The organism is Photobacterium sp. GSS17 (assembly GCF_028621875.1).
Classification (GTDB): Bacteria; Pseudomonadota; Gammaproteobacteria; order Enterobacterales; family Vibrionaceae; genus Photobacterium; species Photobacterium ganghwense.
In genome coordinates this window covers 523,103-543,935 of the sequence record NZ_CP117518.1, presented here as the reverse complement: position 1 = coordinate 543,935, position 20,833 = coordinate 523,103, and the positions used below count along the sequence as shown (strand labels likewise).

The window sequence follows — 20,833 nt, the reverse complement described above, 5'->3', positions numbered from 1 at the left end:
AAATTAAGCTCCCTGCTTTGCATCAATCATTTGTTTCAATTTCATACAGGCAACCGCGCCAACAAAACCCATCACCGCGATATAGCCAAAATAGAGGTGGTAAACCGTCAATCCTTTGTAATTTTCTGCCAGGTAGCCGTTTAGCATGGGGAGGAATATATCCGGGGTATATGCGATCAGTGATATAACCCCAACAGCCAGCCCGGTAACCTGTGGCGGCACTTCACAGCCATCCAGAATGGCCCAGTACAGACCGCGGATTGCATAGGTCAACACACCAATAAACAGCACCAGCAACAGAAGGAAGAAGATACTTTGCATGCCGGGTAAGACAATCATCAGCAGCAAACCGCAAGATGAACCGACTAACGACACAGCAAGCACATTTTCAATGCGGTACCTGTCCCCAAGAAATCCGGCACCTATCCCGCCAATTGGACGCATCCATAACTTAGCCACAGTGATAAACCCGGCTGTCACGGCTGTGACCTCGTAACTTTGCTGCATGTAGGCTGAAAAGGAGTACGTTGCCCAGAACAGTTGGTAGCCACAAAAGATGACCCCGGCCACCAGCCACATTTCAGGAATTGACGCGAGAAACTTCAGGTTGCTCAGCAAATTACCTTTGCGAACATTTTTTACTTCTTCGACTTCATTTTTGTTTTTGAAGAACAGGAAGATCACAACCGCCAGCGTCAGACAGGTATAGGCGTACAGGTGAATAACCTGCTTTAAGGCCACAGTGGTGGAGTCGCCACTGGTTTCAATCATATATGCAAACAAACCCACGGCGATGGTGGCCAAAACTGCCTCAACCAGACCCCGTCCCCCATCAAGGATTCCAAAGAACCGGCCTTGTTCATTTTTACCGGCCAGCATTTTGACCCCTTTAATCAGTGATGCCCAAAAAGTAAGTCCGGCTGCCAGACCCCAGCCTAAAAAGATGTAAGGCAAAACTGCTTTGGAAGGAATCGTGGCAAACCACAGGCCAAGTCCTCCTGTTGCTGCCATTGAAAAGGTAATAAGTAAACGTGGGGAAAACTTATCCGCCAGCCAACCGCTAGGCAGGTAGCACACCATGTACATCACGCCCAGAGCGGAGTAATAGCTACCAAGCTCTGAAATGGTGATATTGAACACCTCCAGAATAGAAACCTCGAAGTTTTGGCGCAGATACAACAGCGGGTAAATCGCTCCGCCCGCCAGTAACAGCAGAAGAAATTGAAAGTAGCGGCTAATGCGTTCTTTTTTGGATGTAGGAGTGCCTACAACGTTTTCTATCGTTGCATTTGACATGATTCAGTCCTTTTGTGTTTGCAGGCGCACTTTGTGTCTTTTTATCTGTCGTGCGCCTTTCCGGAGGTAAGCTAGCGATTAGTACTTCGCGATCACTAACCGTGTCTGGGTGTAGTCGAGCATTCCGTGCTTGCCGTCATCACCGCCCAGCCCCGAGCGCTTCCAGCCCTGGTGATACCCCTGATAGGGGTCGGCAGGAATCCGGTTAATGTAGAACTCACCGGCCTCGATGTTATTGGCAACTTTCATCGCATCGCGGTAATTCTCGGTATAGATGAGTGAGGCAAGGCCAAACTGATGGTCATTGGCCAGTTCAATGGCTTCATCAATAGTTTTGTAAGTCAGAATTGGCAGCACAGGCCCAAAGATTTCTTCCTGTACGATTTCCATATCCTGACGGCACTGAGTCAGAATCGTAGGCGGGTAAAAATGCCCTTTCCCTTCAGGTATATAACCACCCGTCAGCAGATGCGCACCATCATCGATGGCACGTTCTACCATCTGATGAATATTCAGGCGTGCATTCTCATTAACTAACGGCCCCATGTTGGACGGCTTCAGAGAGCGGGCACCAAACGAGATACTTTCCATTTCCTGTTTCAGTCGCTGAATAAACTCATCCTGAATAGATTCATGAACATATACACGTTCAACGGCAGTACATAGCTGTCCACAATTTGATGTTTTTGAAATCACAATCTCACGTGCCGCCTTATCAAGATCAGCGTCAGGAGTAACGATTGCCGGGGTTTTCCCACCGAGCTCAAGTGACGATTTAGCGATGTTCACCTGAGAATATTCCAGCACTTTACGACCCGCCCCGACACTGCCTGTTAAAGTGATCATGCCCACTTTAGGATGTGTACACATGGTTTCTGCCGTGGTGTGATCCATGGTCAGGATGTTTACCACCCCAGCAGGGAGTTCCGCTTCCAGAATGGCCTGGGCAATGGCAAACGCTGAGCAGGGAGTATTATTGCTAGGTCTGACAACCACAGTGTTGCCTGTGATGAGTGCCGGCGCGATTTTACGCAGCAGCGTATACACCGGGTAATTAAATGGAATGAGACAAGCAACCACCCCAATAGGCTCACGGTGCAACAACAGGTTTTCATCCGGTGTGTCGCTGGGAATAATTTCGCCTTCAATACGTCGAGCCCATTCTGCATGGTAGCGAGTGATATCCGCAGCATAGTGAGTTTCGTTTGTTGCATCTTCTACGCTTTTTCCTGACTCCAGCGCGAGAATCTGACCAATTTCGTCAGCCTTCTCCGCCAACTTATCCGCCAGTTTTTTTAGGTGTTCCCCTCTTTGGATACTCGTCAACTTACGCCAGGTCTTTTGTGCCTGGTTGGCAATGTTCACCGCTTCCAGCACATCGGCTGATGTCGCTGCCGTCACCTGAGCGATCGGCTCTTCGTTCTCAGGGTTGTACACCGTAATCAGATCACTGACGGATGTTTCCTGAAACTGATTGTTTACAAAGTTACGTTCCACTCGCATAAAGTCTCTCCAAGGTGTTTTCACGAATCTTATTGAGCTTTATGTAAGTTGGTCAAATGTGAACAATGTAAAAGAATTGTTTTTCCATATATGGAAAAGTATCTGTGACTTCATCTGAACTTACGGGACACAATCTCGATGCCACACACCCGCTCTAAAGCCCCTGCTGTTGATGGCGCCATCCAGGTTTTGCAGCTGCTGGCACGCTCATCAAGCTCGTTAACCTTGTCTGAAATTGCAGAAGAGACGGGCCTGGCATATTCAACCACACACAGGCTGATTGACTCTCTTCTGCAACACAACATGATTAGTCTCGACCCGAGTACTAGGAAAAAATACTGCATGGGTGCCACCATCTTTCAGCTGGCTTCAACCGTTTTCAGCCGACAGGATTCCATATCGATTTTTCACCCTATTGCTGAAATTTTGAAGAATGAAACCTACCAGTCAGTGTATTTGAACATTGAAGTAGGCAGCAGAATTGTCGTGATTGCGAAAACCGAATCTTCGATGGCGAAAGTATCTAATGTCTATATAGGTACGACATTCCCTGTTCACGACGCGGCAGCAGGGAAAGCGATTCTCTCCACACGCGATGAAAAATATCAGCGAGAATACCTTTCTCACATATTGCCTAAAGGACTGGATCTCAACAAACGACTGAACATCAAAATAGAAGAACTGAAACAGGCATACCGACTGGGTTATGCCATCGCTGAAGGCGAGTCTGAAAATGATCTTAATTTTATTGCTGCACCGGTTTTAAGCCAAAACAATACAGCCATTGCAGCTATCAGCTTAGGCGTAAATAAAACTGACTTTACTAAGCAAAATATACGCATGTTGTCAGCACATTTAATTCAGGCAACCCGACAACTTTCATCTCGATTACAGTGACCTTCATCTAACAGGAGATTTTATGTATCAGCTATATTACTACCCAAACAATGCCAGCCTGGCACCGCACTTTTTGCTATATCACATGGGGCTTGAGTATGAGCTGTTACTGGTGGATAAAAAATCCAATGCTCAGAAATCGGCTGACTATCTTAAACTCAACCCGGCGGGCCGTATTCCAACCTTAATAGATAATGGTATGGCCATTTTTGAAAGCCCAGCCATTTGTATTCACCTCTGCGAACAACACCCTGAATACGGATTGATTCCCCACCTGGGTACGCCAGAACGCCCACTTTTCTTCCAGTGGCTGGCTTACCTCAATAACACCCTGCAAGCCGAACTGATGGTACGTTATTATCCGCACCGTCATACGAATGATGAGTCAACCATTCCCAATATCATTGCCGCACAAGATGAACGCATTTCTGAAGCGTTGACCGTCATTGATGAACAGTTAGCAGGAAAGCTCTATTTACTTGGTGAACACCTGACCGCTTGTGACTTTTTCTTGTTTATGCTCGCCGAATGGTCGCTACCGGTTAAGAAGTCTCCGATGCATTTCCCTCACCTATCAGCTTTCCTGATGAGAATGGCTGCTCACCCGACCGTTCAGGCCGTATGTACGATAGAGGAAATGGATTTGACACCGTTTAATGGTGATGGAGGTGGTGATGGGGGTAAAAATTAAATTGCTTTCTATATGAACGAATTTGAAACTGCTTTTAGGATAAAACATCGCATAAAAACAATTTCCGCTTTCACAACGGGGTGGTCATCAGCCGTTAAACATTAAATAAACTCCGGCTAATAGTCGGAAACGATTTCAGGAAGCGGATAACAGACGAGCATTGTCGTTATCCGCCTCCCCGAGCATTACCAGAAACCGGCGTTTCGCTGGCTTCAGATGATTTTAAGCCTATTGGCGCTTCCATCCACTCCAGACAGGATAACCCTCAGGATCTCGCAATGTCAGCACTTCGTTTCCTTTTCGTACTTCAATCGCAATCATGGCCGGTTGCCCGTCAAACGTAATACGGGAACCTTTTATCGTGACTTTATCATTGGGGGTGATTTTCACATCCTGATTTTCAATGTACCACGCAGGACCAAGATGGACGGAGACGTTACCCTCCGCGGTTTTCACCGTCAGGTGAACACCATAATGCATCCCGTGCATGAGAGTGACTTTATCAACAGAGACTACATCACCGCTGATCGACTCGATAGTTTGCGGGTCATACATCATCCCATATTGAGAACCATGTCCCCATCCACCACTCCCGTGCCATGACATGCCCTGCTGGGCTATCGCTTCACTGGTAAAAGTCACATTCAACAAAATAGCCATTGATATCAACGTCATGATGCTTTTCATTCCAGGACTCCTTTTACTGCATTTATCCCACGGTTTGTAACAATGAAAGAACGAAAACCAGCCCTCAGCACCTGCTTAAAGCAAGCCTCTATGCATGGCGACCTTTCATTATCCTTGCAAGTTTAGTGGTTAATCTATACCCGCTAAGAGGATAAAAATGTGATCAGCTGTACTTGATGAAGAATTAAACACCTTGCAGAGAGAATGACTCAGCCTGATGCATTCACATTCTTGGCACAATCTACGGTTAGCCAGGAATGCCTGGTCAACTGTTTCGGGTTAACCTGTTGGGTGTCTGCTTCACAAGTGCAGTTCGACAATAATGGGATAAAAATATCGTCCACGAATATCCCGACTGAAAAGACGGACTATAAGTATTTTCACTAAGACAACGCGACAACCGCCTCGATTTCAATCAGTAGATCCGGATGAATCAGATTAGAGACTTCAACCAATGAACAAGCCGGTAAGAAACTCTCATAAAACCCAAAAAGTTGTTCGCGTATCAATGAGAGTTGACTAATATCCTTAACAAAAATGGTCAACTTGACCAAATCCTCTTTACAGCGTTTTTCGGTTTTCAGTATTTGAGCCAGTTGAGCAAGAATCACTTCGCTCTGTGCAATTAATGGGTCTGACTGCGCTGATGTACCAAAGGCGGTTAGCCCTGACACATACAAGGTATCCTTGTGCTTTACCGCATGCACATAAGGCCCTGCAATAGTCGGCAAATATTCATAGTTCACTCTTTCTGGCATAAAAACTCCTAGTTAAAAATAGTATTATTAATGTTATGCCAAAACACCCATATCAAAAATAAGGTCGGGAGCATACTTGATAACAAATCTAGCAACATCATCACCCGATAGTATATCTATTGGGCACCCAATATTATCAGAAACTTCCATTGCTTTTTTTTCCAAGCTTTCAGTTTTTTCACCTGTCGTAATTAATAGACCGATATCCCCATTATACTTTTCTAAACCTGTTCTAATTTGGTCAATTGCTGATAAGTCAGTATGGTCACCTGAGTACGACTTTATTTGAATAATCATTTTAGTTTCCATATCACTTAATACTAATTGTGACTTAACCGTTACAATGAGATCAGCCCCATAATCAGTACCCCAACCGAATCCGTTTTCTTCGACATCAATGACATTTGGCATTTTTCTAAATACCTTAGCAAGAAATCGTTCAAGATTCTTACTTTTATTCATAGACTGTATTAATACCGTCAGTTCTTTAAGATAGGAATATGTACTCTGCTTTAAATGATATTCTTCTTTGTTTTCTCCTTCAGACAGATTAACTTTGTTACTTTTTATATTATTTATTGATGTATAAAAATCTTCTTGAGCATGAATTCTGTGATATCTATATCGTGGATTTAAGTTAACAGTTGGTAAAACATTAGGATCACGACGTTCAAATTCAATAATTGATTCAATATCTATACTAAAAAAATGCCTAAAATCCGTTCCCCAAGAACATTCAAGCCCTTCGTCAAAACCATAGCGGCTAACAACCTTTGCAGCAACACATCTTCCCCAAGTTGGGACATTTATATGGACAATCCAATCATCTTCTTTTATTTCTAATAAAAATAGCTGTCGCGAGTGCCAATCTGTCCAATTATTTTTAATCAGCAGATTGTGGTTTTCATCTTGAGACCAACCAAATCTGGATTTCCCTGCTTTCAACGAACCTAGTAGCAACCCTTTTTCTTTATTTTCATTACATCCATTAAAAGCCCAAACTGTCATACATCCTGCTCCACAAAATATGAACTCAATATCTTATAACAGGGAAGATACAGTGTTAAGCATGGGGATCATTCATAAAAAAAGCCCCGGACAGGGACCGGGGCGAACACCTAACAGGCGATTAAGAGATTGTTGATTGCAATCTAAGTGGACACTAAGGGACTCATTGCAGTAACGCGCCTTGTTGTACCCATTTGCCGATGAGAGAGCGCTCATCATCTGTCATCTGGGTCAAGTTCCCTAATGGCATCACCTTGGTTTGTACCGCCTGAGCGACGATGCGAGGTGCGTTAGTCTGAATTTCTTCTGCAGTATCCAGAATCACACCGGCAGGTGCAGTTCTGAATGCGGCGTTGGTCGGTGTCGCTGAATGACATTCAGTACACCGGTTGTTTATAACGTCCTTCACGTCAGCAAAAGCAATCGCGTCAGCCGACGAAGGGGTTGCCGAATCCGTTACTGATGCCGAGTTTGAGTCTACGACATTGGATACGGTGGCAGCTTTAGCCGTTACCGACACACTTGGCTGATTGGCATATGGCGATGTCACAAACGCCAGCGCAATCATACCCAACGCGGCAACAGGCACAGTCCAGGCATATTTCTGGCCGTCATGTCGGGTGTTGAAGTAATGGCGCACCAGTACACTGAATACCGCCAGTCCCGCCAGAATTAACCAGTTGTATTCCGAGCCGTAGGTGCTTGGAAAGTGGTTACTGATCATAATGAACAGCACTGGAAGCGTCAGGTAGTTGTTATGGCGCGAACGCAACAGACCTTTTGCTGGCAACTCCGGATCCGGCTCGCGGTTTTCCTCAATCGCTTTCACTAGGCCACGCTGTGCTGGCATGATGACACGGAATACGTTTCCCACCATGATGGTACCGATGATTGCACCCACATGGATGTACGCACCACGGCCACTGAACACCTGTGCCAGGCCGTATGCCGCCCCAACTAACCCGAGGAACAGAACCAGTCCGAGCAGCGCTGGTTTTTTACCCAGTGGCGAGTCACACAAGAAGTCATACACCAGCCAGCCAGCAACCAGGGAACCGATACCAATTGCGATTGCAGTTGATGGTGCCATATCCGCACCCGGTGCAATCAGGTAAATCTTCGCGTTCAGGTAGTAAACGATGAACAGCAGGCAGATTCCAGATATCCAGGTAAAGTAGGCTTCCCACTTAAACCAGTGAAGGTTTTCCGGCATTTTGGGTGGTGCCAGTTTGTATTTTTCCAGGTGGTAGATCCCCCCACCGTGGATTGCCCAAAGGTCTCCGGAAAGGCCGGTTTTCGGATTAACCCTGTTAAGGTTGTTTTCCAGCCATACGAAGTAGAAGGATGCACCTATCCATGCAATCCCGACAATCATATGAATCCAGCGTACTGCCAAATTCAGCCATTCCGTGATATGTGGATCCATTTTTAACTCCTTGACAGCAACTGAGCCGTGTTTGCTTGATGCTGTTTAATGATGGTGTCGCAATGCGGTATGTCCTCTAAATGCAGTGATACCAGCTCGTTTTCAAAATAGACTTCGTCGCAGTTGTTCCCATTACCGGCACGGTCAACAATAAGGAACTGATCCTGTTCGGTCAGTGCCAGCACCGGGTGATGCCACACACCTTTGTGGTAGTTAACACCCTGGCGCCCATTGCTGAGAAACGCGCGGCTCTGGGAGAGCTGCGGGTCGTCTCCTTTAGGGGCAACCACAATTAAGTATGGTTGCCCGAGTAATGGAATAAACGCCTGTGAACCTAGCGGATGACGTTCAAGCATGGATATCGTCAGCGGGTATGTCAGGGGTGTTGCCTGAAAAATGCTGATGATAGCCCTGCCACCCTGCTCTGCTACATCGGCCTGCGCCAGCTGGTGATAACGGCGGGTTGAGCCATTGTTGATCATGAAGTAGTCACGGTTTTCCACTTCAATCACATCGCCAAACGGTGCGAAGGCATCTTGTGTCAGTGGTTCAATCGTTAAACGGCGTAATCCATTACTCATTCTTTATTCCTTCCTGATGGTTATGCTTTTGTCGTGGCTTTGGTGCCAAACAGACGCAAACGGCTGATACCACCATCAGGGAAGATGTTCAGTCGAACGTGTGTTACCGGGCCAATGTCATTGATCTCATTGCTGAATTCATGAATTTCATGCGCACTCAGCTTTTGAGATGGCAACAGTTCACGCCAGAACAGGCTCTGGGTCGCGACTTGCTCATCAGTACCGCCCTTCACATAAGCAGCCTGGATTGAACAGCTGTCAGGGTAGTTCCCCTTAAAGTGTGCGGTATCAACGACAATACGGTCGATCGCACCGGCATGACCCAGCGCCACCAGCACCCAGTCGTTACCCGGTGTACGACGGCGTGCAGTTTCCCAACCGTCCCCCATGTTTTCGCCACGGCCCGGGCCTAAAATGTTCGATGTTTTACCGTAGTGCTCATCACTACAGGCCACAGCTCGGCCACCATTTTCCACTGCTGCCAGATCAACCTGCTGCTGCGGGTCAATACGATCCCAGTCAACGGCTGGCTGGCCGTATACGCGCAGGCGGGCTACCCCACCGTCCGGATAGATATTCAGACGAACGTGGGTATAAGTTTTCTCGCTGTTGATTGCCTGCAGATGATGGCTGTTACCCTGAAGACTCAGTGACGGGACAATTTCGTCCCACTCAGTGCTGTCATCCGGTGCACCATCCGGGCTGTAGCAAGCATCTAACGATGCAGAAGGCGGGAAATTCCCGGTAAAGAAAGAGGTGTCGATATCCACACCGGCAATCACACCAGACAGAGCCAACTTCACAACGCAGTAATCGTAACCTTCTGAACGCTTGCGGCGAGTTTCCCAGCCATCCATCCATTTACCGTTGTCGTCAAATACGCCTTCTTTCCACTCAGGCGCTTCACGGCGCAGGAGTCGGCTTTTATCTGCGAAAAAATCATCAGTTGCGAATAGCGCTTCTGCGCCCAGTTTTTCATCAGCCAGATTGACGTATTGCGAAAAATCTAAGGACATGTCTTGTCATCCTTTCCAATTAAGTAGTTAATCAATAAACAACTCAGTGTGTGTCTGGCTACCCCTGCAACCACCAGGTTTTCACCTGTGCATGTGCCAGAGAGGGTTCCGGGAACGGTTGTCAGCGAAGTGACTTACATATCCCAGAGACGTAAAAATGCGATTTTGTTAATTTCTTTGATGGCGGTTTCAAATTCTGTCTCACCGTCATTGGTCAGGCGCTTTTCAAACGCATCAAGGATCTGATGTCGGTTTGCACCTTTCACTGCCATGATGAACGGGAACTTGAAACGCTCTTTGTAGCGATCGTTATAGGTCGTAAACTTATCGAACTCTTCCGGAGTACACTGATCAATCCCGGCCCCGGCCTGCTCTTTTGTCGATGCTTCTGTCAGCTCACCATTAATTGCGGCACGTCCGGCTAAATCCGGGTGCGCATTAATAAGATCAAGCTGCGCTTGTTTGTCAGCCCCCAGCAGTACCGTCGCCATTTTCAGGTGCAGGGTTTCAATTTGATTGTCTTCAGCCTGAAGCCCTTGTTCGAACACGGCTTCCGCGACCCACGGACTGTGCTCATAGATATCGCCGAATGCTTCCACAAAGTGCTCGCGGCTCATATCAGAAGGCTTACAGAAACGAAATGCAGTCATAAAAAGGTTCTCCTTCCTTGGTCGAGCCGGCGTCAGGCACCGGATCCTTTCGTTGGTTTACCCCGGTAAGGGTGGTGTTCATGCCAGTGGCGAGCAATGTCGATGCGACGGCACAACCAGACGTCATCGTGACGTTTCACATAGTCCAGGAAGCGACGCAGTGAAGCGATACGACCCGGACGGCCAATCAGACGGCAATGCAAACCGACCGACATCATCTTTGGCGCCGTTGCTCCCTCGGCATATAGGGTGTCGAAGGTGTCTTTCAAGTACTGAAAGAACTGTTCGCCTGAGTTAAAGCCCTGAACCGTTGCAAAACGCATGTCGTTCACGTCTAACGTGTAAGGGATAACCAGCTGTGGCTTACCCACTTCCGTGTGCCAATAAGGCAGATCATCATCATAGGCATCAGAGTCATACAAAAAACCGCCCTCTTCCGCGATAATCCGACGGGTATTTGGCCCTGTGCGGCCGGTATACCAGCCGTAAGGACGTTCTCCGGTCACTTTACGAATGATGTCGATCGCTTTGAACATGTGATCGCGTTCTTCTGACTCATCCATGTACTGATAGTCAATCCAGCGATAACCATGACTACAGATTTCGTGCCCCGCTTCGACCATGGCTTTGGCGACATCCGGGTGACGTTCAAATGCCATTGCCACCGCAAACACTGTTAAAGGAATGTTATATTCCTCAAACAATCGTAACACCCGCCACACGCCAGCACGACTGCCATATTCATAGATGGACTCCATACTGATATGTCGCTCACCTTTTATTGGCTGTGCGGAGGGGATCTCCGACAGGAATGCTTCCGATTCATCGTCACCATGAAGCAGGCACCGTTCGCCCCCTTCTTCATAATTCAAGACAAATGACACCGCGACTCTGGCGCGATTTGGCCATTTCGGATCAGGTGGATTTGCCCCGTACCCGATCAGATCTCTTGAATATTCCGTTTCCATCCAAGTTCTCCTTACGCTCAGTCATGTATTTCTGTAATACATGAACCAATCATTTTGTACTAAACATTGTATACAATAAAATTCGATCTTGTAAAGAATTTGTTTCAACAAAACATCTTTATAACAACACGCCCATTTTCAGTGGCTTAGCGGGACAGTGCAAATTGCCACAAGTTTTAAATGGCTCACGGTCTTGGAAATTCTGCAAATTCATAATTAACATTTTAGTAACAGTGTGCTTTACTAACCAAGTACATTGTGTACATATAAGATCCAAATCAAGGCAAGAGCCAACGGCACTTGTACACAAATAGGAAAGGAAAACACAAGGAGAACGCACAGCGTTTACAGCTTATGGGCAAACTGACAACACATGTTTTGGATACAATGAGTGGCTTTCCAGGCGCGGAAATTAAGGTAGAACTGTTTCGTCTGAATGGCGAACAGTGTGAAAAGGTAAAAACCGTCACGACCAATGCCGACGGCCGGACAGACGGTCCGATACTGGAAGGCGCAGCATTTAAAGCCGGTAAATATCAGTTGGTGTTTCATGTTGCTGACTATTTCACCCAAAAAGGGGTCACGCTTGACAACGTCCCTTTCCTGGATGATGTCGTGATTCGTTTTGGTCTGAATGATGAGCAGGCGCACTATCACGTGCCGCTGCTGGTTTCGCCATACAGCTTCTCAACCTATCGGGGCAGCTAAATCTGAAGCAACCGCTGTTCATCCATAGCAGATACAGCAAGAGGCCAGTGGCTCACAACCCGCCGTTTGAGGAACAACATCCCGACGGCATGGCCTTCCATCCATAAAAACTATTACACGTTAAATACACGCAATTGTTGCAAACACAGCCATTGCAAACACAACAATAAAACAGCAGATGGAGAATTGAAGTTTGGTTGTATTCAATTTGCTGAAACGAACATAGTAAAGGTTTGCTGAAAATGAGTGAAAGCAAAACGGAAGTACTCAATGAATCGGGATCGGAAGGGATCCTGGAGCGCTTTTTCCGATTAAAAGCGCACGGCACCAGTGTTAAGAATGAAATGATTGGCGGCATAACCACTTTTGCCACCATGGCGTACATAATTTTCGTCAATCCGAACATCATGGCCGTCTCCGGGATGGATAAAGGTGCCGTTTTTGTCGCAACCTGTATTGGTGCGGCGCTGGGCTGCCTGCTGATGGGCCTGTTTGCGAACTGGCCGGTTGGCCTCGCTCCGGGCATGGGACTGAATGCCTTTTTCTCTTTTACCGTTGTCAACGAAATGGGTTATAGCTGGGAGGTCGCTTTGGGGGCGGTTTTCCTGTCCGGCCTATTATTCGTCGGCATGAGTTTTTATAAGGTAAGGGAGTGGATTATCGACAGTATTCCCCCCAGCCTGCGGTTTTCCATGACTGCCGGTGTGGGTCTGTTTCTGGGCCTGATTGGTCTGAAAACAGCAGGGATCGTTGTCGATAACCCGGCGACGCTGGTCTCATTGGGCGACTTTACCCGCCCCGAGGCGCTGCTGGCAGCCATCGGCTTTCTGATTATCGCAGTACTGAGCGAGCGTAAGGTGTTCGGTGCCGTCCTGATCGGCATTCTAAGTGTCACACTCATCGGCATGATGCTGGGGCTGGTCACCTATAACGGCTTCTTTGCCGCACCGCCGAGTCTCGCACCGACCTTCCTTGCTATGGACATCAGTGGCGCATTTCAGCTCTCGATGATCAGCGTGATTCTGGCATTCCTGTTTGTCAATATGTTCGATACCGCAGGTACCCTGATGGGGGTGGCTGAGCGAGCTCACCTGATCAACCACGAAACAGGCAAAATTGAAGGACTGAGCAAAGCGCTCAAAGCCGACAGTGTTGCCAGTGTCGCCGGTGCCTGTGTGGGTTGCCCTCCGGTCACCAGCTATGTAGAAAGTGCGGCCGGTGTGGCGGCAGGTGCACGTACAGGCCTGTCGGCTCTGGTAGTAGGCGCCCTGTTTGTTGCCGCAATCTTTCTTTCTCCCGTTGCAGGCATGATTCCGGCCTATGCAACTTCCGGAGCCCTGATCTATGTGGCGTTTGTCATGATGGGCAGTATGCAGCATGTGAATTGGAAGTCGTTCACTGATTCTGCCCCGGCAGCAATTACCGCGTTAATGATGCCACTGACATTTTCCATTGCCAACGGAATCGCACTGGGCTTTATCACCTATACCGTACTGAAAGTTTCAACCGGACACAACAAGGATGTTTCTGTCTCAATGTACGTTCTGACAGCACTCTTTATCGCCAAACTGGTCTACATCGGCTAGCCGCGGCACCCCTGAGACGGCAGTCCATATTTCGCCGCTCAGCACATAAAACGCAGTACGCAATACAGTCACACACAAGGTGCACGCACCGAGCACTGATAACCCGTCATAGAGGACAACGCCTGTCAGCTCTATCGGTTTCGTGCACCTTGTTTTCAGCCAACGCTGGTCCGGTCAGCAGAGTTTTTTCAGCGTTGGAGACAAGGATGGCCCTGCCCCGGATGTAGCGGTCGTTAAACTACAAACCACAATGAGCCCGGACGGAAACGGCTCTGAGAGGAACAGTCAATGAAACTACTGTATACCTTAAACGAACGACCACCTTATGGATTAACGTTTTTACTCGCTCTGCAACATATGCTGGCCTCAATAGGTGGGATCGTTGCAGTCCCCTTAATTGTCGGCTCTTCCATTGGCCTGCCCAATGGAGAAATTGTTTCACTCATCAATGCCGCCTTACTGGCTTCCGGCATCGTGACCATTGCCCAGTGTATCGGCTTCGGCCCGGTAGGCATCCGATTACCGGTTGTGATGGGCTCCAGTTTCGGTTTTCTGGGCGTCGCCATCAGTATTGGTAAAGACGGCGGTGTCGGCAGCATTATGGGGGCAGCACTGGTTGGATCCTTCTTCGTGATTTTTGCCAGTTTCTACATGGACAAAGTCCGCAAGCTGTTTCCCACCGTTGTCAGCGGAGTGGTAGTGACCTTAATTGGTCTAACTATCCTGCCCGTGGCCATGAACTGGGTCGGTGATGCACCTGCCGTCAGTCAGGAATTTGCCACTCTGCCGAAACTCTTCCTGGCCGCGATCTCACTGGGTATTGTGGTTATCGTATCGGTGTACTGCAAAGGTGCAGTGGCAGCTTCAGCCATTGTGATTGGTCTGGCGGGTGGCTATTTGGTTGCACTGTCACTGGACATGGTGGATCTGGAGCAGATCGCGGCAACTCCCTGGGTCGGTGGCCCTGAACCACTGAAATATGGCCTGACTTTCTCAACCGGAGCCATCATCAGCATGAGCCTTGTCTACATTGTGGTGATCGCAGAAGCCACCGGGGACTTCATGGCACTGGCCAACAACTGCCAGACCCGCATAGACGGTAATGACCTGAAACGTGGTCTGCTGGGCGACGGTCTGGGCAGCACTCTGGCATCTCTGCTAACCGCAATGCCTTTGGCATCATTCAGCCAAAATGTCGGTATCGTAGGTATCACCGGTGTTGCCAGTCGCTACGTGGTTGCAGCGACCGGCGGATTACTGATTCTGGGCGGCCTGTTCCCGAAACTGGCAGCTATTGCCGTGACCATCCCGAAACCGGTGCTGGGTGGTGTTGGCTTCATCATGTTCGGCATGATTGCCTACGCCGGTATCCGCATGCTGATTAAAGCGGCAGATACCAAACGTAACGCGCTGGTAATTTGTGTTGGTCTGGCATCGGGCCTGGCAGTGACATTTGAGCCACGCCTGCTGCAGCACCTGCCGCATGACCTGTCGAACTTCCTGCACTCCGGAATTACAACGGGCACTATCGTGACAGTCATTCTGAACCAGCTGCTGCCAAGAGCTTCTCGTAAAGAGGAACGCGAAGCGCTGGTCGAGAGCCAGACCCAGGTTGAACTTGAACTGGCTGAGCATGACAGTGAACACCCTGCGCCTGGTTTGGCAAAAGAAGCGGGAGCAACAAAAGAAGCGGTACCGGTACAAGATAATAATAAATCAGCGCGGGCTCCGCAGCCTCAGCAACTGAACATCCAGCAAGACTAAATCTGACAGCCGCTCTGCGATTTCGGTGATGAACACCCACAGATGGCAGATGCGGCTGACTACCCGCCGGTCACAAATAATATGCACGTGACCGGCACTTTTAACACCTGAAACACAACACAAAAACCCTATTTTCAACCACTATCAACACATCAAGACCCTCTCCCCTGCAAAGGCAGAGATGGCTAAGGAATAGCATGAATGGAAACCATCTGGATTAAACATCCACTCGCCGTTTACACCGGCAACACTGACGATGCCCGTGGCGGTATCGTGGTAAAAGGCGATAAAATTGTTGAACTGCTCGCCCTCAACCAGTCCCCTTCCATCCCCGTCGATTACACGGTTGATGCCTCCCAGCATGTGATCACTCCGGGACTGGTCAATGCCCACCATCACTTTTATCAGACCCTGACCCGGGCCTACCCGGATGCTCTCAACAAGGAGCTGTTTCACTGGTTGCAAAGCCTGTACCCGGTGTGGGCAAACCTTGATGAAGAAATGATGCAAGTGGCTACTGAACTGGCCTTAGTGGAACTGATGATGTCGGGCTGTACCACCGCATCCGATCACCATTATCTGTTGCCCACAGGGCTGGAGCATGCCATTGACCTGCAAGTTGAGGCGGCAAAAAATTTGGGGGTGCGGGCTATTTTCACTCGTGGCTCGATGAGTCTCGGTGAAGACGATGGCGGCCTGCCGCCAAGACACACGATTCAGACTGAGCAGGCAATTATTGATGACAGTACCCGTCTTATCCGCGAGTACCACCAGAACCATGACGGTGCAATGACCCAAATTGCGCTGGCTCCTTGCTCTCCGTTTTCTGTTACGACTGACCTGATGAAAGAAACCGCCTACCTGGGTAAAGAGTATCAGGTCATGCTGCACACCCATCTGTGCGAAACACTGGATGAAGAGGATTTCTGTATTGAACGCTTCGGCCTGCGTCCGGTGGACTATTTAGAAGAAGTGGGCTGGCTGAACGATCGCACCTGGCTGGCCCACGGGATTCATTTCAACAAACAGGAAATCCGCCGTTTGGGTGAGGCCGGAGTGGGAATCTGTCACTGCCCGACCTCCAACATGATGCTGGCCTCCGGCATCTGCAAAAATCGTGAACTGGAAGCCGCTGGCGTCAAAGTTGGCCTCGGCGTTGATGGTTCCGCCTCGAATGACGGTTCCAACCTGATTGCAGAAGTCAGAATGGCCATGTATCTGCAGCGTCTTCAATACGGCTCGGCGAATGTGACCCACTTTGATGCCCTGCGCTGGGCGACATCCGGTTCCGCGCGGGCAATGGGACGTACCGATATCGGGGAAATTGCCGTCGGCAAACAGGCCGACCTGGCCATGTTCTTGTTAGATGACATCCGGTTTTCTGGCAGCCACGATCCGCTGGCCGCTTTGATTCTGTGTGGAGCGCAGCACGCTGACAGAGTCATGGTTGCAGGAGAATGGCGCGTGCTGGACGGTACTGTGCGAGGTGTCGACATGGAGTTGTTGCTGCACCGACACCGTGCAGCGGCCAAACGCCTAGCGCAAAAAGCGCAACAGACCATTCGCCGATAAAGGTTCTTAATCGCAAATATGACTGCTGTATATCGCCCATTGGAAAACCGTCCCGAGGCGAACAGCACTCACCAATAGCGTTTACTAACACAATAAAAGAGCATGTCTAATTAAAAGACCATGTCACGATAAAGACTTTGTCCTTTCCGCCCTGACAGCTTCAACCTGCAGGGCGGTTTTTTTATTGTCGCTGAAAGTACGATAGCGTTGCTTTTCCTGAGAGACCAATCCTGAATTTACCGCGCCGATGCAGCAAGAGAAAAAACCATTCTGTTTATCGCTTTATCGCTTTATCGCTTTATCGGAAAGTAAGTCGAAATTAGTGAGACTGGTCGCATATACCATCAATGTATGACTTTGATGCCACGGCATACCTTCCAAGTCCCTCTTTGGCTGATACATACTATTTGCCAGATACATCCTAAAAGCGGCATCAAGACATACCTATCTGATGCAGGCCCATTAAATACGGTAACTTATTTTCAAGCAGGCTAAGAGACAGGAGTAAAAATGGAACGTAGTAGCATTAAGAACGTGGTCTTTGATGTAGGCAATGTCATTGTCCGCTGGGCACCGCAAGAGATTGTGCGACTCACTTTTGGTGACGTAGAATCTCCCGAACAATTAGGTAGCACGATTTTCAGAAGCGATACGTGGCTAGACCTGAATAAAGGTCTGCTGACTGAAGCTGAAGCCAAACAGCAATACCAACAAACGATTGGTTTATCTGAATTAGAATGTGAACGCTTCTTTTACTACGTAAAACAAACCCAGATACTGCTTTTTGGCTCCGTAGACTTACTCCAGCGAGTTAAAGCGGCAGGCTATGGTATTTACGCGCTCACAGATAACGTGACCGAGATTGTGGAATATCTCCAGTCAACTTATTCCTTCTGGGAACATTTTGACGGAGCCACAGTCTCAGCCGAGCTGGGACTGTTAAAACCTCAGCCTGAAATCTACCATTCCTTGTTAGATCAGCACGCCTTGTCAGCGTCGGAGACCGTTTTTATCGACGATATGCCACATAATGTCAGAGGAGCAGAATCAGTCGGTATCACAGCCATTCAATTTGAGAACGCGGCGCAGTGTGAACAAGCATTGAGGGCACTCGGTTTATCGTTTTAACCAGTATTCCATGGTACGTTAAACCGCAGATAGCACGGAAACCATTGTCACGTTTTCAAATGTCGCTTTAAACGCTGAAGAACGGACTGGACTTAAAATTCAGCTTGAGAGATGGCTGAATTCCTGTATTGCCAGATTTTTTGCAGCCAGACTCTTTGTGGCTCGGCATGACTGAGCCGCACTCATACCTGAGTGTGGCTTTTCACTCCGCAGCCTTTGATGACTAATTGGGTCAGAAACTGCGCTGCGTCATCGTAATCGTCGTGAGTGAGTGCATTTTTGTTCATCACATTACAAATCTGCCAGCTGAAATCAGCATATGTCTGAGTGGCTGACCAGATCATAAACATCAGGTGATGAGCAGACACTTTATCCATCAGCCCCTGTTCGCTCCAACTGGTGAACTTTCCGATGATCATCTGAGACTGCAGAAACAGCTCTTCACGAATATCATCCGGCAATGCCTGACCGCCTGACATCACCTCGCTGGCAAACACGCGGGATGCATGGGGATGATCACGGGAAATCATCAGCTTCGTCTGAATGTAACGGGTCAGAGCTTCAACCGGGTCATCCAGCTCTTCAATGGGGCGCGACGCTGCCAGCAAAGGTTTTGTCACGGTTTCCAGCACGGCAAAATACAGCTTATCTTTCGAACTGAAATAATAGAAAACATTGGCTTTCGGGATATCCGCTGCCCTGGCGATATCCACCATTTTGGTCGCTGAGTAACCGTGTGTTGCAAACTGCTCACTAGCGACCTGAATGATGAGCGCCTGATTTTTTTGCCTGATCCGGGTCATTGCCATGTCCTGGCTGAAACTTGATTCATTTAGTCTAAAGAAATCAACGATAAACACCAACGAGAGGGAAGTAAAAATGGTGCTCAGGTCAACTTTGCCTCTGTCTTTAATCAATGATGTCTGCGTGACAAACACACCGACATAAACACTTGGCAGAAGGAAGGGGCCAGGCCAGTTTGACAGGCGTAAACTCAGTGACTGAGGATGAGGTTACTCTGGCATAGCCCCTTAACTGGCGTGGCTCCCTCACCAACAAGGACGGGTTACACAATCAGAATGGCACGGAAATCGTTCACATTGGTTAACGTAGGCCCGGTAAAGATAAGGCTCTGCGTCTTTTCGAAAAACGCGTAGCTGTTGTTATTGTCGAGGTAACTGTCCGGGTTCAATTCCAGCGCCTGTGCCCTCGCCCAAGTTTCGGGGGTTACCCACGCACCAGCGTTATCTTCAACGCCATCGATACCGTCAGTATCGGCGGCAATGGCATAAACCCGATGTAACCCTTTTAACTCGTTAAGTAAGCTGAGCAAAAATTCACAGTTGCGTCCCCCTCGCCCTTCACCTTTTACGGTCACAGTAGTCTCGCCGCCAGAGATCAGCACACACGGTGTCTGAAAGGGTTGCTGGTGTGAGACAATCTGACGCGCTAACGCAGCATGCACTTTGGCGACATCCCGGGCTTCACCTTCCATACTGTCACTGAGAATATAAGCCGGAATCCCCATGCCTTCAGCATCTGCCGCCGCCGCTTCCAGCGCCAGCTGTGGGGTCGCAATCAGATGGTTCTGACACCGTGACCAACACGGGTCATTCGGTTTCACCGTTTCAGACTCCGGTTGATTAAGCCACTGAAACGCTGAAGCCGGAATGTCGATCTTGTAACGTTCCAGAATGGCCAGTGCATCAAAGCGAGTGGTATTGTCGGGCACTGTCGGGCCTGAAGCGATCACGCTCAGGTCATCACCCGGAACATCCGAAATCGCCAGCGTGATCACCTGAGCAGGATACGCCAGCTTCGCCACCCGACCGCCTTTCAGGGCAGACAAGTGCTTACGCACACAGTTCATTTCATCAATCGCCGCACCGGAACGAAGTAACGATTTGTTGATCGCCTGCTTTTCGGCCAGCGTAATGCCCGGAGCCGGTAAACTCAACAAGGCAGAGCCGCCACCTGAAATCAGGCAGATCAGGGTATCTTCTTCGTTCAGACCAGACACCAGCTCAAGCACACGCTCACCGACTGCCATCCCCATGGCATCCGGCACCGGGTGTGAGGCTTCAATGACTTCAATCATGCCACACGCAGCTGTGTGCCCATATCGTGTCACAACCAGCCCTTCCAGCTTGCCACCCGTTGACTCGACCACGGTCTCTGAATCATGGCTCTGCTTTGCAGCGGCTGAAAACTTTGACACTGCTTTTGATGACGCCTCAGACGACAGATTTGCTGGCACCTTCTGCCGCCAGATCAGTTCCAACTCCTGTGCCATAGAAGCCGCCGCTTTACCGGCACCAATCACCACGGTTCGCCCGCGTTTGTTACCAACTTGCGTAAAAAGTGTATCCGGCAGATACGCAGCCATATTGCCTTTCGGCAAAGCCTGCTTTACTGCACTGTCATAAAGTGTGCGCAAAAACTGTTTTGCATCGATATCCATCTGCAACTCCTTGTCGACAGATAAAACGTGAGAGAGTGAGGAAAAGATCCCGCTGCCAGTCAGCGGCAGGCCTGCATGCCAGAGTCCTGCCAGTTTTCACCGACACCTGACCCCGTACCGTTCAGGACAGCGG

At 48.9% G+C, this 20,833-nt stretch carries 19 protein-coding genes; 7 read left to right on the top strand and 12 right to left on the bottom strand.

Annotated features, from left to right (window positions below; genetic code table 11):
• Positions 1-3: 3 nt before the first annotated feature.
• Positions 4-1,296, bottom strand: coding sequence for an MFS transporter (locus PGW97_RS18830; RefSeq protein ID WP_273860427.1), 1,293 nt, complete (start codon positions 1,294-1,296; stop codon positions 4-6).
• Between the two features lie 78 nt (positions 1,297-1,374).
• Positions 1,375-2,799 (bottom strand): aldehyde dehydrogenase, encoded by a 1,425-nt coding sequence (gene aldA / locus PGW97_RS18825; protein WP_273860426.1) that lies wholly within the window; start codon positions 2,797-2,799, stop codon positions 1,375-1,377.
• Between the two features lie 138 nt (positions 2,800-2,937).
• Between aldA and PGW97_RS18820 the strand changes: the two genes are divergently transcribed.
• A complete protein-coding gene (locus PGW97_RS18820; protein WP_217392584.1) occupies positions 2,938-3,696 on the top strand; it encodes an IclR family transcriptional regulator in 759 nt (252 codons plus the stop codon).
• 22 nt (positions 3,697-3,718) lie between these two features.
• Entirely contained in the window at positions 3,719-4,387 is a 669-nt protein-coding gene (locus PGW97_RS18815; protein ID WP_273860425.1) for a glutathione S-transferase family protein, read from the top strand.
• A gap of 228 nt (positions 4,388-4,615) precedes the next feature.
• Here PGW97_RS18815 and PGW97_RS18810 read toward each other — a convergent pair whose 3' ends face one another.
• The 8 genes from PGW97_RS18810 to puuE form a co-directional block, all read right to left on the bottom strand.
• A complete protein-coding gene (locus tag PGW97_RS18810; protein WP_273860424.1) occupies positions 4,616-5,074 on the bottom strand; it encodes a hypothetical protein in 459 nt (152 codons plus the stop codon).
• A gap of 383 nt (positions 5,075-5,457) precedes the next feature.
• Positions 5,458-5,832 (bottom strand): RidA family protein, encoded by a 375-nt coding sequence (locus PGW97_RS18805; protein ID WP_047884548.1) that lies wholly within the window; start codon positions 5,830-5,832, stop codon positions 5,458-5,460.
• 33 nt (positions 5,833-5,865) lie between these two features.
• On the bottom strand, positions 5,866-6,840 hold the full coding sequence (locus tag PGW97_RS18800) for a restriction endonuclease (RefSeq protein ID WP_047884549.1): 975 nt from the start codon (positions 6,838-6,840) through the stop codon (positions 5,866-5,868).
• Positions 6,841-7,003: 163 nt separating this feature from the next.
• The gene (locus PGW97_RS18795) at positions 7,004-8,266 is read right to left on the bottom strand and encodes a urate hydroxylase PuuD (protein WP_273860422.1); all 1,263 of its coding nucleotides are present in this window, start codon (positions 8,264-8,266) and stop codon (positions 7,004-7,006) included.
• Positions 8,267-8,268: 2 nt separating this feature from the next.
• Positions 8,269-8,847, bottom strand: a complete 579-nt coding sequence (locus PGW97_RS18790; protein ID WP_047884551.1) for an ureidoglycolate lyase — start codon at positions 8,845-8,847, stop codon at positions 8,269-8,271.
• A 20-nt stretch (positions 8,848-8,867) separates the two neighbouring features.
• On the bottom strand, positions 8,868-9,863 hold the full coding sequence (gene alc, locus PGW97_RS18785; RefSeq protein WP_273860421.1) for an allantoicase: 996 nt from the start codon (positions 9,861-9,863) through the stop codon (positions 8,868-8,870).
• A gap of 134 nt (positions 9,864-9,997) precedes the next feature.
• Positions 9,998-10,513 (bottom strand): 2-oxo-4-hydroxy-4-carboxy-5-ureidoimidazoline decarboxylase, encoded by a 516-nt coding sequence (gene uraD / locus PGW97_RS18780; protein WP_207104067.1) that lies wholly within the window; start codon positions 10,511-10,513, stop codon positions 9,998-10,000.
• 32 nt (positions 10,514-10,545) lie between these two features.
• Positions 10,546-11,481, bottom strand: a complete 936-nt coding sequence (puuE, locus tag PGW97_RS18775) for an allantoinase PuuE (RefSeq protein WP_047884554.1) — start codon at positions 11,479-11,481, stop codon at positions 10,546-10,548.
• A 354-nt stretch (positions 11,482-11,835) separates the two neighbouring features.
• On the opposite strand from puuE, the gene uraH reads away from it, so the two are divergent.
• The 5 genes from uraH to PGW97_RS18750 all read left to right on the top strand — a co-directional run bounded on the left by uraH (position 11,836) and on the right by PGW97_RS18750 (position 18,239).
• Positions 11,836-12,189: a hydroxyisourate hydrolase gene (gene uraH, locus PGW97_RS18770; RefSeq protein ID WP_273860420.1), complete on the top strand. Its 354-nt coding sequence runs from the start codon at positions 11,836-11,838 to the stop codon at positions 12,187-12,189.
• Between the two features lie 242 nt (positions 12,190-12,431).
• Complete coding sequence (locus PGW97_RS18765) at positions 12,432-13,775, top strand: NCS2 family permease (RefSeq protein ID WP_273860419.1); 1,344 nt, start codon at positions 12,432-12,434, stop codon at positions 13,773-13,775.
• A gap of 288 nt (positions 13,776-14,063) precedes the next feature.
• A complete protein-coding gene (locus PGW97_RS18760; protein WP_273860418.1) occupies positions 14,064-15,539 on the top strand; it encodes a nucleobase:cation symporter-2 family protein in 1,476 nt (491 codons plus the stop codon).
• A 201-nt stretch (positions 15,540-15,740) separates the two neighbouring features.
• On the top strand, positions 15,741-17,111 hold the full coding sequence (locus PGW97_RS18755; protein WP_273860417.1) for an 8-oxoguanine deaminase: 1,371 nt from the start codon (positions 15,741-15,743) through the stop codon (positions 17,109-17,111).
• A 510-nt stretch (positions 17,112-17,621) separates the two neighbouring features.
• The gene (locus PGW97_RS18750; protein ID WP_273860416.1) at positions 17,622-18,239 is read left to right on the top strand and encodes an HAD family hydrolase; all 618 of its coding nucleotides are present in this window, start codon (positions 17,622-17,624) and stop codon (positions 18,237-18,239) included.
• Positions 18,240-18,421: 182 nt separating this feature from the next.
• Here the strand turns inward: PGW97_RS18750 and PGW97_RS18745 are convergent, their stop codons facing one another.
• Complete coding sequence (locus tag PGW97_RS18745) at positions 18,422-19,042, bottom strand: TetR/AcrR family transcriptional regulator (protein ID WP_047884560.1); 621 nt, start codon at positions 19,040-19,042, stop codon at positions 18,422-18,424.
• Positions 19,043-19,305: 263 nt separating this feature from the next.
• On the bottom strand, positions 19,306-20,700 hold the full coding sequence (locus PGW97_RS18740; protein WP_273860415.1) for a glycerate kinase type-2 family protein: 1,395 nt from the start codon (positions 20,698-20,700) through the stop codon (positions 19,306-19,308).
• Between the last annotated feature and the right edge of the window lie 133 nt (positions 20,701-20,833).

Bases quoted from the DNA above. Each gene is read 5' to 3' on its own strand.
- PGW97_RS18830 (WP_273860427.1), bottom strand. From the start codon at position 1,296: ATGTCAAATGCAACGATAGAAAACGTTGTAGGCACTCCTACATCCAAA.
- aldA (WP_273860426.1), bottom strand. From the start codon at position 2,799: ATGCGAGTGGAACGTAACTTTGTAAACAATCAGTTTCAGGAAACATCC.
- PGW97_RS18820 (WP_217392584.1), top strand. From the start codon at position 2,938: ATGCCACACACCCGCTCTAAAGCCCCTGCTGTTGATGGCGCCATCCAG.
- PGW97_RS18815 (WP_273860425.1), top strand. From the start codon at position 3,719: ATGTATCAGCTATATTACTACCCAAACAATGCCAGCCTGGCACCGCAC.
- PGW97_RS18810 (WP_273860424.1), bottom strand. From the start codon at position 5,074: ATGAAAAGCATCATGACGTTGATATCAATGGCTATTTTGTTGAATGTG.
- PGW97_RS18805 (WP_047884548.1), bottom strand. From the start codon at position 5,832: ATGCCAGAAAGAGTGAACTATGAATATTTGCCGACTATTGCAGGGCCT.
- PGW97_RS18800 (WP_047884549.1), bottom strand. From the start codon at position 6,840: ATGACAGTTTGGGCTTTTAATGGATGTAATGAAAATAAAGAAAAAGGG.
- PGW97_RS18795 (WP_273860422.1), bottom strand. From the start codon at position 8,266: ATGGATCCACATATCACGGAATGGCTGAATTTGGCAGTACGCTGGATT.
- PGW97_RS18790 (WP_047884551.1), bottom strand. From the start codon at position 8,847: ATGAGTAATGGATTACGCCGTTTAACGATTGAACCACTGACACAAGAT.
- alc (WP_273860421.1), bottom strand. From the start codon at position 9,863: ATGTCCTTAGATTTTTCGCAATACGTCAATCTGGCTGATGAAAAACTG.
- uraD (WP_207104067.1), bottom strand. From the start codon at position 10,513: ATGACTGCATTTCGTTTCTGTAAGCCTTCTGATATGAGCCGCGAGCAC.
- puuE (WP_047884554.1), bottom strand. From the start codon at position 11,481: ATGGAAACGGAATATTCAAGAGATCTGATCGGGTACGGGGCAAATCCA.
- uraH (WP_273860420.1), top strand. From the start codon at position 11,836: ATGGGCAAACTGACAACACATGTTTTGGATACAATGAGTGGCTTTCCA.
- PGW97_RS18765 (WP_273860419.1), top strand. From the start codon at position 12,432: ATGAGTGAAAGCAAAACGGAAGTACTCAATGAATCGGGATCGGAAGGG.
- PGW97_RS18760 (WP_273860418.1), top strand. From the start codon at position 14,064: ATGAAACTACTGTATACCTTAAACGAACGACCACCTTATGGATTAACG.
- PGW97_RS18755 (WP_273860417.1), top strand. From the start codon at position 15,741: ATGGAAACCATCTGGATTAAACATCCACTCGCCGTTTACACCGGCAAC.
- PGW97_RS18750 (WP_273860416.1), top strand. From the start codon at position 17,622: ATGGAACGTAGTAGCATTAAGAACGTGGTCTTTGATGTAGGCAATGTC.
- PGW97_RS18745 (WP_047884560.1), bottom strand. From the start codon at position 19,042: ATGACCCGGATCAGGCAAAAAAATCAGGCGCTCATCATTCAGGTCGCT.
- PGW97_RS18740 (WP_273860415.1), bottom strand. From the start codon at position 20,700: ATGGATATCGATGCAAAACAGTTTTTGCGCACACTTTATGACAGTGCA.